The sequence below is a fragment of the Nakamurella alba genome (genome assembly GCF_009707545.1).
Taxonomy (GTDB): domain Bacteria; phylum Actinomycetota; class Actinomycetes; order Mycobacteriales; family Nakamurellaceae; genus Nakamurella; species Nakamurella alba.
Map to the genome: position 1 here is coordinate 255,638 of NZ_WLYK01000008.1, position 15,309 is coordinate 270,946.

Annotated in this window: 11 protein-coding genes; 8 read left to right on the forward strand and 3 right to left on the reverse strand. The window is 70.1% G+C overall.

Going from position 1 to position 15,309, the window contains the following annotated elements; genetic code table 11:
• Positions 1-38: 38 nt before the first annotated feature.
• Positions 39-1,094 (forward strand): LacI family DNA-binding transcriptional regulator, encoded by a 1,056-nt coding sequence (locus GIS00_RS18935; RefSeq protein ID WP_154770004.1) that lies wholly within the window; start codon positions 39-41, stop codon positions 1,092-1,094.
• Positions 1,095-1,209: 115 nt separating this feature from the next.
• On the opposite strand, the gene GIS00_RS18940 is transcribed toward GIS00_RS18935, so the two are convergent.
• Positions 1,210-2,382: an MFS transporter gene (locus GIS00_RS18940; RefSeq protein WP_322098134.1), complete on the reverse strand. Its 1,173-nt coding sequence runs from the start codon at positions 2,380-2,382 to the stop codon at positions 1,210-1,212.
• A 553-nt stretch (positions 2,383-2,935) separates the two neighbouring features.
• On the opposite strand from GIS00_RS18940, the gene fbaA reads away from it, so the two are divergent.
• The 3 genes from fbaA to GIS00_RS18955 all read left to right on the forward strand — a co-directional run bounded on the left by fbaA (position 2,936) and on the right by GIS00_RS18955 (position 7,724).
• Positions 2,936-3,973, forward strand: coding sequence for a class II fructose-bisphosphate aldolase (gene fbaA, locus GIS00_RS18945; protein ID WP_154770006.1), 1,038 nt, complete (start codon positions 2,936-2,938; stop codon positions 3,971-3,973).
• A 699-nt stretch (positions 3,974-4,672) separates the two neighbouring features.
• Entirely contained in the window at positions 4,673-5,722 is a 1,050-nt protein-coding gene (locus tag GIS00_RS27900) for a transglycosylase family protein (RefSeq protein WP_284700289.1), read from the forward strand.
• A gap of 391 nt (positions 5,723-6,113) precedes the next feature.
• Positions 6,114-7,724 carry a DUF2142 domain-containing protein gene (locus tag GIS00_RS18955; protein WP_154770007.1) on the forward strand — a complete coding sequence of 537 codons (1,611 nt, stop codon included), beginning with the start codon at positions 6,114-6,116 and terminating at the stop codon, positions 7,722-7,724.
• A gap of 77 nt (positions 7,725-7,801) precedes the next feature.
• On the opposite strand, the gene GIS00_RS28495 is transcribed toward GIS00_RS18955, so the two are convergent.
• Complete coding sequence (locus GIS00_RS28495) at positions 7,802-11,926, reverse strand: Ig domain-containing protein (protein WP_154770008.1); 4,125 nt, start codon at positions 11,924-11,926, stop codon at positions 7,802-7,804.
• Between the two features lie 275 nt (positions 11,927-12,201).
• On the opposite strand from GIS00_RS28495, the gene GIS00_RS18965 reads away from it, so the two are divergent.
• The 3 genes from GIS00_RS18965 to GIS00_RS18975 all read left to right on the forward strand — a co-directional run bounded on the left by GIS00_RS18965 (position 12,202) and on the right by GIS00_RS18975 (position 14,517).
• Positions 12,202-12,687, forward strand: a complete 486-nt coding sequence (locus GIS00_RS18965; protein ID WP_196073358.1) for a sigma-70 family RNA polymerase sigma factor — start codon at positions 12,202-12,204, stop codon at positions 12,685-12,687.
• A 2-nt stretch (positions 12,688-12,689) separates the two neighbouring features.
• Complete coding sequence (locus GIS00_RS18970; RefSeq protein ID WP_154770010.1) at positions 12,690-13,931, forward strand: hypothetical protein; 1,242 nt, start codon at positions 12,690-12,692, stop codon at positions 13,929-13,931.
• A 127-nt stretch (positions 13,932-14,058) separates the two neighbouring features.
• Positions 14,059-14,517, forward strand: a complete 459-nt coding sequence (locus tag GIS00_RS18975) for a DUF1801 domain-containing protein (protein WP_230313804.1) — start codon at positions 14,059-14,061, stop codon at positions 14,515-14,517.
• A gap of 21 nt (positions 14,518-14,538) precedes the next feature.
• Here the strand turns inward: GIS00_RS18975 and GIS00_RS28500 are convergent, their stop codons facing one another.
• Positions 14,539-14,661, reverse strand: coding sequence for a hypothetical protein (locus tag GIS00_RS28500; RefSeq protein ID WP_255455116.1), 123 nt, complete (start codon positions 14,659-14,661; stop codon positions 14,539-14,541).
• Positions 14,662-14,928: 267 nt separating this feature from the next.
• Here GIS00_RS28500 and GIS00_RS29565 point away from each other — a divergent pair, with 267 nt between their 5' ends.
• Positions 14,929-15,189: a DUF7660 family protein gene (locus GIS00_RS29565; protein ID WP_456094175.1), complete on the forward strand. Its 261-nt coding sequence runs from the start codon at positions 14,929-14,931 to the stop codon at positions 15,187-15,189.
• Positions 15,190-15,309: the final 120 nt, after the last annotated feature.

The window sequence follows — 15,309 nt, forward strand, 5'->3', positions numbered from 1 at the left end:
TCCCGCACCGGCCCGTCCCGGTGCGGAGAGGAAGAACGATGACGGACACGGACGCTTCACCCGGTCCGGTCGGCATCGTCGAGGTGGCCGCCCTCGCCGGGGTCTCCCCGGCGACGGTCTCGAGAGCCCTGCGGGGCATTCCCGGGGTGTCGACGGCCACCCGGCAACTGGTCCAGAAGGCCGCCGCCGACCTGGGATACGTGGCCTCGCCGCAGGCCTCGGCCCTGGCCCGCGGCCGCACCAGCGCGATCGGCGTGCTGGCGCCGTGGATCTCCCGCTGGTTCTTCACCGCGGTGATCGAGGGTGCGCAGGACGTCGTCACCGCGCGCGGCTACGACCTGCTGCTCTACCCGCTCGGCGCGAATGCCGGCCCTGATGCCCAGCCGGTGGACACCCGCGGCCTGCACAAGCGGGTGGACGGGGTGCTGGGCCTGAACGTGCCGGTCACCATGCGGCCGGCGACGCTGAAAACCCTTGCCGCGCCGCTGGTCACCGTCGGCAGCACGATCCCGGGTGTGCCCGGGGTGCGGGTCGACGACCAGCTCGTCGGGTACCTGGCCGCCCGGCACCTGATCGATCTCGGGCACCGCCGGATCGCGTTCCTCGGGCTGGACCCGGACGACATGTACGGCTTCACCGTCGCCCGCGACCGGCACACCGGTTACTGCCGGGCGCTCGCGGAAGCCGGTCTGCCGACCCATCCGGCCGACGTGGAGATCACCGGCTTCGCGGTGGAGGCCGGCGAGGCGGCGCTGGAGCACCAGCTGGCCATCGCCGACTGGGATCCCGCCGCGCTGCCCACCGCGATCGTCGCGGTGTCGGACGAGGTGGCGATGGGCGTGCTCTACGCCGCCCGGCACCGCGGGATCCGGGTGCCGCAGGACCTCTCGGTGGTCGGCGTGGACAACCACGACCTGTCCCACCTCTTCGACCTCACCACCGTCGGCCAGCCGGTCCGGCAGCAGGGCGCGATCGCCGCGCAGATGCTGCTCGACCTGATCGACGGGCGGGGCGTGGGCGGCGGTGAACCGGTCCGGCTGCTCGAGCCCGGGCTCGTCGTCCGCAACACCACCGCCCCGCCCCGCGCGCACTGACCATCACACCGCTTCCCGCGAGAGGCGTTGCGGCGCTGGGGAAAGCACGACGTCCGTGGAAGTGGCCGCTATTGCGACCACTTCCACGGACGCAAGCCGGCCGGTGTGTTCCGGCTCAGGCGGCGACGAGCTCGCGCAGCGCCTTCGAGGTGCGGGACCGGTCGACCAGACCGTTGACGGTGACCATCACGGCGCCCAGCGCGGCCAACCCGGCGCCGACCCACATGGTGGCGCCGTAGCCCCAGCCCACGTTGATCACGTAGGCGCCGAGCGCGGCCCCGAGGGCGTTGGCCACGTTGAACGCGCCCTGGTTCGCGGCGGAGACCAGGCTGCCGCCGCTGCCGGCCGCGATGATGATCTTGTTCTGCACCGCCGGGCCGAGGGCGAACATCACCGCACCGAACGCGACCAGGGTGGCGACCGCCGACCACAGGCTGTACGAGGTGAAGGTGAAGGTGGCCAGCAGCACCGCAGTGATCAGCAGGCCGACGGCCACCATGCGCATCCCGTAGCGGTCGCCCAGGCGTCCGCCGACCACGGTGCCGATGGTGGTGCCGATGCCGAAGACCGCCAGCACCACGGTGATCGCCGTGCCGCCGAGTCCGGTGTGCTCGGTGAGGATCGGGGTGATGTAGGAGTACACGGCGAACAGCGAGCCGAAGCTGATGGTGGTGACGCCGAGGCCGATCCAGACCTGGGACTTGCGGAAGGCGCCGAGCTCGGTGCGCAGCTCGATCCGGATGCCCTCCTCCGGCAGGTAGACCCGCAGGGTCAGGATGGTGACCAGGCCGAGCACGGCGATCCCGCCGAAGACCCAGCGCCAGTCGAACTGCTGCCCGACGAAGGTGCCCAGCGGCACGCCGATGACGTTGGCCAGGGTCAGGCCGGTGAACATCAGCGAGATCGCCTGCGTGGCCTTGTGTGCCGGGACCGCGCGGCGGGCGGCGATGGCGCCGACGCCGAAGAACGAGCCGTGGGCCAGCGACGCGACGACCCGGGCCACCAGCATCACCTGGTAGTTGGGGGCGAGCGCGGCGAGCAGGTTGCCGGCGGCGAAGACGGCCATCAGCGTGATCAGCGTCTGCTTGGTGGTGAGCCAGGTGGACAGCGCCGTCATCGCCGGGGCACCGACCATCACGCCGATCGCGTAGGCGGTGATCAGGATGCCCATGGCGGGGATCGAGGCGCCCAGGTCGGCGCCGATCTGCGGCAGCAGACCCATGATGACGAACTCGGTGCAGCCGATGGCGAATGCGCCGACGGCGAGGGGGATGAGTGCGCGAGGCACGGCCGGTGCTCCTGGAACTGGAAGGTACGGGGTGGATCCGGCGCTGCGGTCGTCGCTGCCGGGTGGTGCTGCGATGGTCGCCGGCCGCGCTGCTCGTCCGGGGACCTGTTCGGTACTGACTACTTCCTGTGGCGCTGCGGAACGGTCCCGGCGGAGGTCGGGCCCGGTCCTGCACTGCGATCGGCACTGACCCGCGATCATTCTGCGACCTCACCCGGCGTCTTGTCGAATCGTTTCGAAGTGATCGCCGTCATGTCCTCCGATCGTGGCGAACGTGCAGGCCACGGGGGATGAACGGGTGGTGCCCGGAGGTGGTCCGCCGGGTGGCCGGAGCGGCGGTGCGGGGGAGTGGGGGTGATGCGCCCGACCGGCCGTGTCCCCGCCGCCGGACCTGCGGGATACTGGTGCCGCGTGTGCAGCTGCGGCCCCGGCCCGGCCGGCGCGCGCACAGTGTCGTGGTCGTCGCAGGCCGCGGCAGCGCCCGTGCTCGATCGTGCTCGGTCCCGAGCCGATCGGCTTGACCGAGGCCGACCACGGCCCCGAAAGGACCCCCATGCCTCTCGCCACCCCGGAGACGTACTCCGCCATGCTCGACCGGGCCAAGGAGGGCGGCTTCGCCTACCCGGCCATCAACATCACCTCGTCCGAGACGATCAACGCCGCCATCAAGGGCTTCGCGGACGCCGGCAGCGACGGGATCATCCAGGTCTCCACCGGTGGCGGCGAGTTCGCGTCCGGTACGTCGGTGAAGGACATGGTCGTCGGCGCCACCGCACTGGCCGAGTTCGCCACCGTCGTCGCCGCGCGTTACGACGTCACCGTGGCCCTGCACACCGACCACTGCCAGAAGGAGAAGCTCGACACCTTCGTCAAGCCGCTGCTGGCCATCTCCGCCGAGCGGGTCAAGGCCGGCGGGAACCCGCTGTTCCAGTCGCACATGTGGGACGGCTCGGCCGTGCCGCTGGCGGAGAACCTGGAGATCGCCAAGGAGCTGCTGGCGCTGACCCGCCCGGCGAAGGTCATCCTGGAGATCGAGGTGGGTGTCGTCGGCGGTGAGGAGGACGGCGTCTCGCACGAGATCAACGACAAGCTGTACACCACCCCCGAGGACCTGATCGCGACCGTCGAGGCGCTCGGCGCCCCGCAGGGGAACGACTACATCGTGGCCGCGACGTTCGGCAACGTGCACGGCGTCTACAAGCCGGGCGGCGTGAAGCTGCGTCCGGCGGTGCTGAAGGAGGGCCAGGACGCGCTGGCCGCGCACCTGGGCACCGGCGCCGGCAGCAAGCCGCTCGCCCTGGTGTTCCACGGCGGATCCGGGTCGACCGCGGAGGAGATCGCCGAGGCGGTGTCCTACGGCGTGGTGAAGATGAACATCGACACCGACACCCAGTACGCCTTCACCCGGCCGCTGGTCGGCCACTTCTTCACCAACTACGACGGCGTGCTGAAGGTGGACGGCGAGGTCGGCAGCAAGAAGGCCTACGACCCGCGCACCTACCTCAAGCTGGGAGAGGCCGGCATGGCCGCCCGCGTGGTCGAGGCCGCCGAGCAGCTCGGCTCGGCCGGGAAGTCCCTGGGCGCCAAGTGATCTGAACCGTCCGCCGGCCGCTTGGGTCGGCCGGGCGAGCGGTGTGCCGACGGCGCACCACCCTGCTGCAGGGTGGTGCGCCGTTGTCGTTCCCGGTTCCTGGCGGAGGGTGCCGGGTCTGCGGACGCCCGGATGCCGGTTCACGCACAGTGACAGTGGCGGGCCCGGCACGCGAACGGCCCACCCGTTGGTGCGACAGCCGAGCGTGGTGGAGGATCTCCGGAGATCGGTGTCTCTGGCGGCGCTGTCACGGTCATTCAGCGGTTCCTGGCGACGATTCTCCCGTTTTGGAACGCCTGTGCGATGGCCGGACCCACAATCACCCGGCCGTGGAGGCCGGAAACGGCCGCGACTTACATCCGTGTCATTTTCCCTGGTGATGTCGGCGTGTCGCGCCTGTGCTCCGTTGGACTGACGTGCAGGATGTGTCTGCTGGGAGTCTTGTTACTTCTGTGACTGGTGTTCTACCGTGTGTGCGGTTCCCTCTTCAGGGGACCGCCGGTGGGCTCTGCGGGCACCGCTCCGCTTCGCGATCCGGCTCGATCTGCAACCGACGACCTGTCGGGAGCACCCTGCAGTAGAGGCCGGGCAGAAGCGCGGACGACGGTGGCACGGGAAGAGCCATCGTCGTCCGGCCGTGCTCAGGGCGGTGGATGCCGCCCGGAGGCGGTGTGCCCGCCGGCCGGAAAGGAACGGCCCATGCGCCGTGTGCTCGCCCTCGCGGCAGCTGCTGTGGCCGTCGCCGCGACAGCCCTGGCGCTGAACACCACCTCCGCCCTCGCCGACCCCTCGGCGAACGCCTGGGCCTCGGTCCGGCAGTGCGAATCGGGTGGCAACTACAGCATCAACACCGGGAACGGGTACTACGGTGCGTACCAGTTCGACCTCGGCACCTGGCGGTCCGTCGGGGGCACCGGGACGCCGAGCAGCGCCTCCGCCGCGGAGCAGGACTACCGCGCGCTCTACCTCTACCGGATGCGCGGCTGGTCGCCGTGGATCTGCGCCTCGCTGGCCGGCCTGAGCGAGGACTCCAGTGCCCGTTCGGGTGTCGTGCCGACGCGCGCCGAGAGTGCCTACATGTCGGGCGGAACCGGCTCCTACGCCCCGCCGGACACCAGCCAGTGCAACGTCGGCGGATCCACCGCGCCGCCGTGGGGCGGCACGGACATGGTGCAGGGCAAGACCTATCGCGACATGATGTGCTGGCAGCGGCAGATGGGCCACCTCGGCTACGGGCTGAGCGGGTCGGGCTACTTCGGCTCGAACACGCTGTCCGCGCTGCACCGGTTCCAGAGCGCCAAGGGCCTGGCCCGGGGCAACGTGGTCAACCGGGCGATGTGGGTCGCGGCCTGGGGCAAGGACGGCGGCAACAAGGCCGGCGTCACCCCGACCACCACCGCGGCGCCGAAGCCGACGACCACGCCGAAGCCGACGACGCCGAAGCCGACCACCTCGGCGGCTGCGGACCTCTACCCGGGCAACACCGCCACCAGCTGCAAGGTCGGCGCGAGCAAGGCCCCGGCCTGGCCCGGTCGCTCCTGGACGATGGGCGCGATGGACAAGGCCCTCGGCTGCTGGCAGATGCAGATGGCCACCCGTGGCTACACCGACCTGCACGGCAACGGCTACTACGGCAGCAACACCTTCGTCGCGGCCAAGGACATCCAGAACCGCAACAACCTGGGCGGCTCCGGCCTGATCGGCCCGAAGACCTGGGCGGCGGCCTGGGAGGGCAAGGCCAAGAAGTAGCAGTACCCGGTCGAGATGTGATCCCGTTCACCCGGACGGCGTAACTTCAAGATCAAGTGGATTTCCGGCTAACGCCGGGCGTCCCGTTGTCGAACCACCATTCGGAGTCGCCCGCAAACGGCTCCGAGAGCCCGTCGGATTCCGATGCACGGATCACCGGCGGTGCCCGAGAGCCCCGACGCACGCCGCGTCGGGGCTCTCCGCATTCCGGTCCGAACGAGCGCCAGTGCCGACCGACTCGAGTGCACGTGGGCTTGGTCTGGTCATTGAAGGATGAGAGGGGTTCGGGCAGACTCCCACCGGTGGAGTCGGGGGCGGCCGCAGCGGGGGCGGCGAAGTTGAGAGACGCGGGTATGGGGCGCCCTGGCGCCGATGCCCACGAGGGCGGATCGTGAGCCTGCGACAGCCCGCCGGCGACCCCGCGGAGCCGACACCGGCGTTCCGTCGGCGGTTCCGGATGTTCGGGTGGGCGGCCACGCTGCTGTTCACGGCGCTGTCGCTGGCGTACCTGGTGGTGACCCCGACGCTCTACGCCGCGGACGAGTTCTTCCACTACGACCGGGTGCTGGCCGCTGAGCACGGCCAGGTGTTCGTCACCCCTGGTGACTTCCACGTCAGCGTCGGAGCGGCGAGGGTCAAGGCGATCGTTTCCGCCGACGAGGTGATCCTGGGGCGCACGACCCTCGCCACCAGCGAAGCGCCGGACCGGTCGACCAGGGACAGTTTCGACGAGCTGGGTGGCAACAGCCGCCCGGCCACCGGTCCGCTCAACTACATGGCGCAGCATCCCCCGCTGTACTACACGCTGATGGGTTCCGCGTTGCGGGTGATCCCGGGATCCGACAGCATGCCCGGCGATGTCGAGATCCTGGTGCTCCGGCTGCTGAACCTGCTGCTGCTCATTCCGCTGCCGTGGCTGTCGCTGCTGACGGCACGGTGCCTGCTCGGCAGCGGGCCGGTGGTGTTCGCGTGCGCGTTCCTGCCGCTGCTGGTGCCCGGGGTGCTCCGGGGTGCCGTCACGATCAACAACGACAACCTGAGCATCCTGATCGGCGCGGTGGCGGCGCTGTGCGTCGCGAAGATCATCCGCGGTCACGACGGCTGGAAGCTGGCGGCGGTGTGCGCGGTGACGTGTGTTGCGGCATCGCTGACCAAGGGCACGGTGCTGGTCCTGATGGCAGCGATCCCGGGCGCCTATGTGCTGCAAGCTGTCCGGACCCGCCGGCTTCCTGGGGCGGCGGTGATCGCCACGCTCTCGGCCGGCGCGCTGGCCAGTACCGCGTGGTGGATCGCCAACAAGATCCGGTACGGGAAGTTCTCCCCGGATGCGATCGATCCGAGTGCGTTCTCCAGGTACCGGCTGCCGGGGGAGCCGGTCGACATGGGTGCGTTCATCTACAAGGCGACGGTGGTGATGCCCGCCCGATTCTGGGGATCACTCGGTGTCCTCGAACCGCCGGCCCCGCCGTACGTGCTCACCACCGTCCTCACCCTGGCGGTCGCCGCTGCATTCGTCGTGGCGCTGCGGGTGAAGAGGGTCCGGATCATCGTCCTGATCTTCGCAGCGCAGCTGGTGGTCTTCGGGCTGTCGGTGTTGTACACGTCGTGGTCGGCGTACCAGGTGACCGTCGGGATCTCCGGTCTGCAGGGCCGGTATTTCTACCCGGCGTTGTTCTCGGTCGTCTTCCCGTCGATCGTCGCAGTCGGAAACCTGTTGCGCCGACGGCCGCGTCTGGTCGTCCCGGTCGTGCTGCTGGTCGGCCTGATCCTGGACGCGTGGTTCCTGCTGATCATGTTCCGGTACCTGTACCTGATCGACGGCAGCGAGTCGATCACCACTCGCCTGGAGACAGCGGTGCGTCAGATGCTGGACTATGCGCCGCTGCCGCCGGCCGGAACCATCTGTCTGATATCGATGGGGGCATTGATGGGGATCGCCGGACTGGGGATGACCGCCAAGGCCTGCATACGCCGACCGAAGGTCGCCGCAGTACCAGAATGAGATCCCGCCCGCGGACGGCAATCTCATCGACGCTTTCGAGTCCTTCGGGTACTCGGCGGAGCCCGCGCACCAACCGGTCAGGTTCGAGGAACGCGCCGCCGGCGTGCGGTCCCGAGCAGCAGCATCCCGGCGAACAGCAGGACAACGGTGAGGCCGGCGAGCCGGTCGAGCGGTACGCCGGTGGCGGCCAGGCCGGGCCGGACGAGCAGCGTCAGCTCCTTGTCGACGGAATCGTCGACCCGCACCGAGAAGGTGTAGGTGCCGGCGGTTGTCGGTGTTCCGGAGAGCAGACCGGACCCGCTCAGCGTCAGTCCCGGCGGGAGGGTGCTCCCGGCGACAACGGTCCAGGAGTGGCTCGCGCCCTGCCCGTCCCCGGTCATCAACTGGGCGCTGTAGGGATCGCCGACGCCCGCCTCGGGCAGCTGGTCGGTGGTGATGGTCAGCGGCTCGGTCCCGCCGACGCCGAAGGCCTTGAAGTCCGAGCAGGCGAACCCGGACGAGCCGCTGGTGAACGACTGCGGGCAGGTCAGACCCTCGTCCAACGGCCAGCGCAGGAACAGGTACGGCGTGTACAGGCCGAGCTGCGTCATCGTGTCGACAAGGGCCCGGCTGATGCCGGCCTCCGGTTTCCCGATCGACATGATGTCGTGGGCGGGACGAAACGCCGCCCCCGGCGCCGCCACCGGGTAGGTGTAGGCGCTCGACTCGTAGGACCAGTGGGTGTTCGCCGGCTCGTAGCAGACGGACCGACCGTGGTCGAAGACCGTTCGCAGGCACCAGGCGGACAGCTCGTCGGTACCGACAGCCTTGGCCTCCCAACGGGTGTGCGTGATCGAGACCAGCACCCGGTAGAAGCTCAGCTGCATCGCGTTCTGCTGGACGCGGAGCACCTTGCCCGGATCCGCCGCGGACGGGTCCCAGTCCGCCTGGTGCTTCGACAGGTTCGTGGCTAGTGTCGACAGCCGGCCCCAGTCCGAGTAGACCAGGCCGAACATCCTCGCCTGCGCACTGATCGCATCCGAGAACTGCTGGGGCAGATCGGCCGCGATCCGGTCGACCCGCATGCCCAGGTCGCGGTCCCGCCCACCGGGATCGTTGACCAGGTCCAATCCGGACCGGGCCGCCGAGATGACCACCGACACGGCCTTCACCACGTCCTCTGGCGCACCGTCCTCGCCACCGGCACCGGCCAGCGCGGCCTCGATGAACACGTCGAAGATCTTCTCGACCAGGATGTCGCCGGCGTCCGGCGCCAGGTCGGCGCGGATGGCCGTCAAGGTCGTCGTCAGCTGCGTGCCGATCATCGTGTAGGAGTCGGTGAGTGCGGTGTGCAGGCTCGTCTCCAGTTCCCGCACCTTCTTGACCATCGGGATCTCGGCGAGCAATTGGGTCTTCACCGCGTCGAAGGCGCCGGAGTCGAACCCGCTGCCCGGCGGCACCGCGCCGAACAGCTGTTGGTCGATGTCGCGGCGCCATTCGTCCAGCACGGAGCCGAGAGCCCGGTAGGAGCCGCGGATGTCGGCGCAGCCGCAGGATGCGCGGCTGAGGTACTCGTAGGCCTTCTGCTGGCCGGCGTCGCCCGCCACCGGTACCGGCCAGGCCTGCGGCGTACTCGAGAAGATCTGGTACAGGCCGAAGTTCGCCCGGATGCCGCGACCCTTCGAGCCCGGCAGCACGGAGACCGTCGGTGCATCGGACACGACCGATGCGAAGCGGCCGTCGTGCCCCGGCTGGAGAACCCCCTGCAGCTCGCCGGTCGCGTTGGCCTTGATCTTCCCGGAGGCCTCCGGGGAGTCAGGTGCCAGCCCGCGGGCGGTGAGTGCCGCGTCCGAGGACCCGACCAGGGCGTACCCGGCCACGGAGGTGAGTCCCGCCACGACGGTGGGCGTGGCACCGAACGGCCGCAGCGCATCGGCGAGGCTGCCGTAGGGGACGTGGTAGCTGATGGTCACGGAACCGTCGGTGGTCTGGCCGGCCGGTTCCACCGTCCCGCCGGTCGGCACCAGGTTCGAGCCGGCGCCACCGCCGCCACCTCCGCCGCCGGGGTTGGCGCCTTCGCCGCCGGCACCGCCGCCCCACCAACCGCTGCCGCCACCACCGGCGGCGCCGTACCGGTCCACGTAGCCCAGGATGGTCCCGCCGATCCCGAACTCACCGGGTCGTCCGGGGTGGGTGCCCGCGCCGCCGGCACCGCCCGCGTCCTTCGTGCCGACCCGGCCGGCCCCGCCACCGGCGGCCTTCTCATCGCCGGGCAGTCCGGGGAAACCGTCGGACCCGCCCTGCCCGCCGGAGCCGCCGCGGCCGCCGTCGTGGGCCTCGCCACCCGCGCCCCCGCCGCCGGCGGCGACCAGGAAGCGCGACGTCAGCGAGGTGGTCAGGTTCTGCGTCGTACGGCTGACGGTCCGGAGGTCGGATGCGCCACCACCGCCGCCGCCCGGCCACCCGGTCAGGCAGCACTGGCTGTCGCCGCCCGGCCCGCCGCCGTTCCAGCCGCCCTGGCCGCCGCCTGTCCGGCCACCGTCCCCGCCGTTGCCGCCGACCTCCACCCACACGGTCTGGCCGGCGGTCAGCGTGGAGCCGTCGATCGGGAGGTCGGCGGTGACAACCGCACCGGCACCGCCGGTACCGCCACCGTCGGACGCCGTCCCGCCACCCCGGCCGCCCTGTGCGACGACGGACACCCGGTCGACGGCGACGCCGCCGACGGTGCCGGGCACGGTGAACTTCTGCTCACCGCCGGTCGGCCGGAACGTGCACGTCACCACGAACGCCGACGATCCCGTGCACGGGGCAGGGAGGGTGATCGGGCCCGTCGGCAGGGTGCCCCTTGGTCCGGGCGAGGCGGCCATCGGCACCCCGACGGCAGCCAGGAAGAGCAGCACCTCGCCGTCATGATCGGCCGCCAGGTCCGCCAGGTCCCGGCCCATCCGGAACTGCTCGTCGCGGTTGTCGTAGGTGGCGTAGAAGTTGTCGTCGACCAGTTCGAGGCTCCGGCTGTCGAGGACGACGATGTGGAACCCTCCGGTCCGTCCGCCGGGGACCGGGTACACCCGGGTGCCGAGGGCCGCCGGCCGCGTCGGGTCGGCTGCGGGGTTCACCGAGTCGCCGATCGTGACGGTGCCGTCGACGGCGATGTCGTAGAGCACGGAGTCGGTGCGCTGCAGGGCGAAGTGGCCCGCGGAATCGCTGATCAGGTCACCGCTGAGCGATGCCGGGGCGGCCGCGCCGGCCGGTGCGGCGGACTCGTCCGCCAAGTCGCCGGTGCCGAGGTAGGCCTGACCGGCCGTCAGAGCGCCGATCCCCCAGACCGAGAAGGACGTCGTCGCAAGGTTCAGTCCCGCGACATCGGCTGCGGCCACGCCGATCCGGCCGAGCGCGGTGGTCAGACCGGACAGCGTCAGCGGTTGTCCGCCGGGCGCTCGGTTCAGGCTGTTCACCACCACCATCTCGGTGCTCGGGATCGCGCGCAGGTGGGCGTCGAGTGCCGCGGCGTCGTGCCGGTCGCACAGCGGGTAGACGGTCGACTCCTTCTTCGCCGGGTCCGGGGTGACCAGTGCCAGCGTGGTCCGGGAGAACCGCAGGATCCAGACGCCGGTGCTGCACGCCTGTGCGGTGGCGGCCGGAGCAGGGAAGACCTCGTCGCCGATGTGCACCGCGTAGTGGTCGCCCGGTCCGGCCGGCGTCGCCGTGACGATCCGCGACCGGAACGCGTAGGTGGGGAAGACCTCGATGGCGCCGACCGCGGCGGTTGTCCCGCCCACCCCAAGGACCGCCGGCGGCGGAGTCGACGCTGTGGTGTCGGGTCGTGTGGTGTCGGGCGCTGTGCTGGCGGGTGCTGTGGTGTCGGGTGTTGTCGTGCTCGACGGCGGCGTGGTGGCCGTGGTGCCCGTCGGTGGGACCCCGGCCGGTGCGGCGCTCGGAGATAAACTGCTCGTGGCCGGGCTGCCCGTCTCCGGAGCCGCAATCGTTGTGGGATCGGACGGTTCCACGACGGTGCTCGACGTTCCTGTTGCCGTCGTCGCAGGTGTATCGGTCGTCGCATTTGTAGCGGTCGTGATCACCGACGGCGCAGCGGCGGTCGGGGTGACCGGCGGTTCCGGTTCCGCCGAAGCGGTCGTCGCACCGACCGCGCCACCCGCCAGCACCATCACGGCCACCAGCACCATCGCCTGGGTGGTCCGCCCGAACCTGCTGCGGTGCATGGAATCTCTCCTCGGAACGCCGTTGGTCCGCCGATCGTGCGGGCGAGTGGATCATGGTGCAGCGGCACCTGATCCCGGGGCTGCTGCAGGAGCGCTCCCCCTGCTCCGGCAGGCACCTCTGTGCCGCAGGGCAGCAGCCCGGGAATCGAAACTATGTGCGAAGGGCGTTGCGGGACATAGACCTAGGTCGCCACCGGAGAAACGGGACCGGCGGCGAGCGCCGCGGGCTCCTCGTGCGTGTAAGAGATATGGGTATGACGGGGAGGCGGGGTCGGGTGGGTCCCGACGCTGACGACCTCGTCGACCTCGCCCGGCGGCTGATGCCGGCGGCGGTGGCGCTGAGCGGGCCGGGCCCGGATGCGCAGGACCTGGTGCACGACGTCATCACCGCGCTGCTCCCGCGGTGGGACCGGCTGCAGGGCAGCAGGATCGCCTATGCCAGGCGGGCGCTGGCCAACACGCACATCGACCGGATCCGGCGCCGGAGGACCGCCACTGCGTTCGAGTCGGCTCAACCGCCGGATCCGCCGGAACAGCTGGACCCGGACGGCGGTCAGCGGGTGGACGTCGAGCGTGCGCTGGCCGCACTGGGGGAGCGGGACAGGGCGGTCGTCGTCCTCCGCTACCTCCTCGACTGGTCGATCGACGACACCGCCCGGGCGATGGGCATCCCGGCCGGTTCGGTCCGCCGGATCAGCTCCGAGTCGCTGGCCAGGCTCCGTGCCGATCTCGCACTACTCGACGGGGAAGGTGGTTCCTGACCGTGGACGATCCCATCGACGACGACCTGCGCGACGTCCTGCGTCGCACCTACGACTCGGCCGGCGTCCCGCCGGACCTCGAACAGCGCCTGCGCGCCCTGGTGGAAGACCCGCCGGCGCGTCGACAGACCTGGCGACCGCCGTTGCTGGCCGCAGCCGCGGTCTTGGCCATCGGCGCGGTGGTCGCTGCAGCGACGCTCTGGCACCGCCCGCCCGCTCCGGCCGACGGGCCTAACGGACCGTCGCCGACCTTGACGTCGGCAGTGAGCACCACGTCCACATCGCAAGAGATGACCTCGTCCACCACGACACGATCCGCGACTCCCTCGCCGACACCGAGCGTCGGGTCCGAATACGACGGACCGTTGCCGGCGCCCGTCACAACAGCTCCCACGCTGCAAGGGATCTGCGACGTAGGGGTGTCGAGCGGCCCACTTCGGGATCTAGGAGTCTCCGCCTCCATTGTGGGCGATGCGGACGGCACGGCGTGGGTGGAGTTCGCCAACTCCAGCGGGTCGACGCAGGATGTGGGCGAGCAGGTGCGGACTTTTGTCCTGACGGACACAGACGTACCCGAGTTGGTGTCCTGGTCACGGATCAACACCGAACCGCTGCCGCAGACCAGAATCGGTCCGGGTGAGTCGGCGCGGGTGCCGTGGCAGCCGCTGCTGAAGGGATGCGGATCCGGTGACCTGCCACTCCCGCCCGGTCGGTATCGCACCTTCTCGGTGTACAACTCGTCCGCCGGGTCCCTGACGACGGCCACGGTGGGGCTGCTCGTGCTCAGCGATGGCAGCGCGGTGGTGCAGGGCGGCGACCCGTACCCGATCGGGGTCTTTCCGAACGAGGCAGGGACCGGATCAGAAGTGCTCGCCGGATATCCGCGGTGGGTGCTCCTCCCGTTCCGCCCGGAGATCTTCCCCATCTTCGCCTACCTGCCGATCCAGGATTTCAACCTGAAGGTCGATCCCAGCGCCGATTCCACTTGTGCCTGGGTCGAGCGGGTCAGTGATGGGGCGATCTTCCGCACGGTGTGGCCGTACGGCTCGATCCTCCGAGTGGACGAGTCCGGGCGTGCCGAGGTAATCGGTCAGAACGGACTCGTCGGTCCGCACAGCGGGACCCCATTCGCCTTTCGATACGTGGCGCGCACAGAGGAGTTGGTTCCGGATGGTGCGACTGAGGGGTGCCCACCAGACGTGGCCGCCGCGCCCGCGATCGAAGGCGAATGGGTCTCCCGCTGAACCCGCCACCTTCCCTCGACATGGTTCACCGGCGGGCTGGTGGAGTGGTCAGGAATCGAGAAGGGGTCGCCGGCGTCGTCGCCTACCGTCAAGCAGGCACGGACCGATGATCGAAGGAGAACGAGAGATGGCCGACGACAGGTCGACTGGTGGAGGGCTATCACCTCAGGAGCGGAAGGCGATCAAGGAGCGGGCCGCCGAGGTCAAGAACGACGCCAAGCGGGCCAAGGGTGCGGAGAAGGCGGCCGCCGAGGAAGCAGAAGTGTTGGCGAAGATCTCGCAGATGCCCGACGGTGACCGCGAGATGGCCGAACGGCTGCACGAGATCGTCGCCGCCGAAGCGCCGACCCTCGCGCCGAAGCTGTACTACGGTCAGCCCGGATACGCGCGCGGCGGAAAGGTGTTGGTGTTCTTCCGGAGTGGGCAGATGGACAAGCTCCGTTACTCGACCTTCGGGGTGAGTCCGAACGCGGCACTCGACGAGCCCGGCGGCCTGTGGCCCACGTCCTACGCAATGATCGGGCCGACCGCCGAGGCGTGGGACAGGATCGCCGAGATCGTCCGTCGCGCAGCAGAAGAGCGCTGACCCCGGCATCACGCCACCGGGTCACGGTTGCACGGTGACCCGGTACGGCTGACCGTTCTCGTCGGCGACGATCCGCCCGCCCAGCGGCTGATCCAGCTGCAGCGCATGGGTTCCCGGGTCGCCGACCCGCGGCACACCGCGCACGGTCAGGCTTGCCGGGCACGACTCCGCACGACCGTCCGATCTGACAGCGATCGACAGGGTCACCACGGCGCCTTCCGTCGGGATGACCAAGCATTCCGCCCGACTGGAGGTCAGGCATATCCGAGCAGGAGAGGCGGCAGCTCGGTTCCGCCGTCGCCGGCCCGACGTGTGGTCGGCCGAATCCGGTTCAACCCAGCTCAAGTATCCTTGCCCAAGATCGGGTGGTTGGGTCCTGGCGAGCTCGTCGACGCTGAACGGTGGTGATGAATGGCTGAATGGGATCGAGCCGGGGCTGTGCAGCCGCAGAACCTAGAAGAATTTGTAGTCTTCCTCGAGAAGCTGCGTGGGTCTCTGAAGACCAATCCAGAAATCTGGGCGCACGACTCGCTCGACGGATTTCTGGAGGCGTGGGCCGCGTTTCTCGTGGACACGAGGGATTCTCCGAGGGGACCTTACCGGGTCGGGTCTGGAGAGCCCACGTGGGAACACCTGGCCTGGATGTTGCTCTGTGCGCAGGTCTACGAGTAGTCGGTGAGGCGGAGCCCGTTCGCAGCGGACTGACGAGCGCCGCCTCGCTCTTTGGCGCCCGTAGCTGTTCGGGAGTCGACTTGATCGCAGTTCGACTCTGATGTCGCCTGCCGGTGGGCG

Coding starts and splice junctions, on each gene's coding strand:
- GIS00_RS18935 (WP_154770004.1), top strand. CDS start 39: ATGACGGACACGGACGCTTCACCCGGTCCGGTCGGCATCGTCGAGGTG.
- fbaA (WP_154770006.1), top strand. CDS start 2,936: ATGCCTCTCGCCACCCCGGAGACGTACTCCGCCATGCTCGACCGGGCC.
- GIS00_RS27900 (WP_284700289.1), top strand. CDS start 4,673: ATGCGCCGTGTGCTCGCCCTCGCGGCAGCTGCTGTGGCCGTCGCCGCG.
- GIS00_RS28495 (WP_154770008.1), bottom strand. CDS start 11,926: ATGCACCGCAGCAGGTTCGGGCGGACCACCCAGGCGATGGTGCTGGTG.
- GIS00_RS18975 (WP_230313804.1), top strand. CDS start 14,059: ATGGCCGACGACAGGTCGACTGGTGGAGGGCTATCACCTCAGGAGCGG.
- GIS00_RS29565 (WP_456094175.1), top strand. CDS start 14,929: ATGGCTGAATGGGATCGAGCCGGGGCTGTGCAGCCGCAGAACCTAGAA.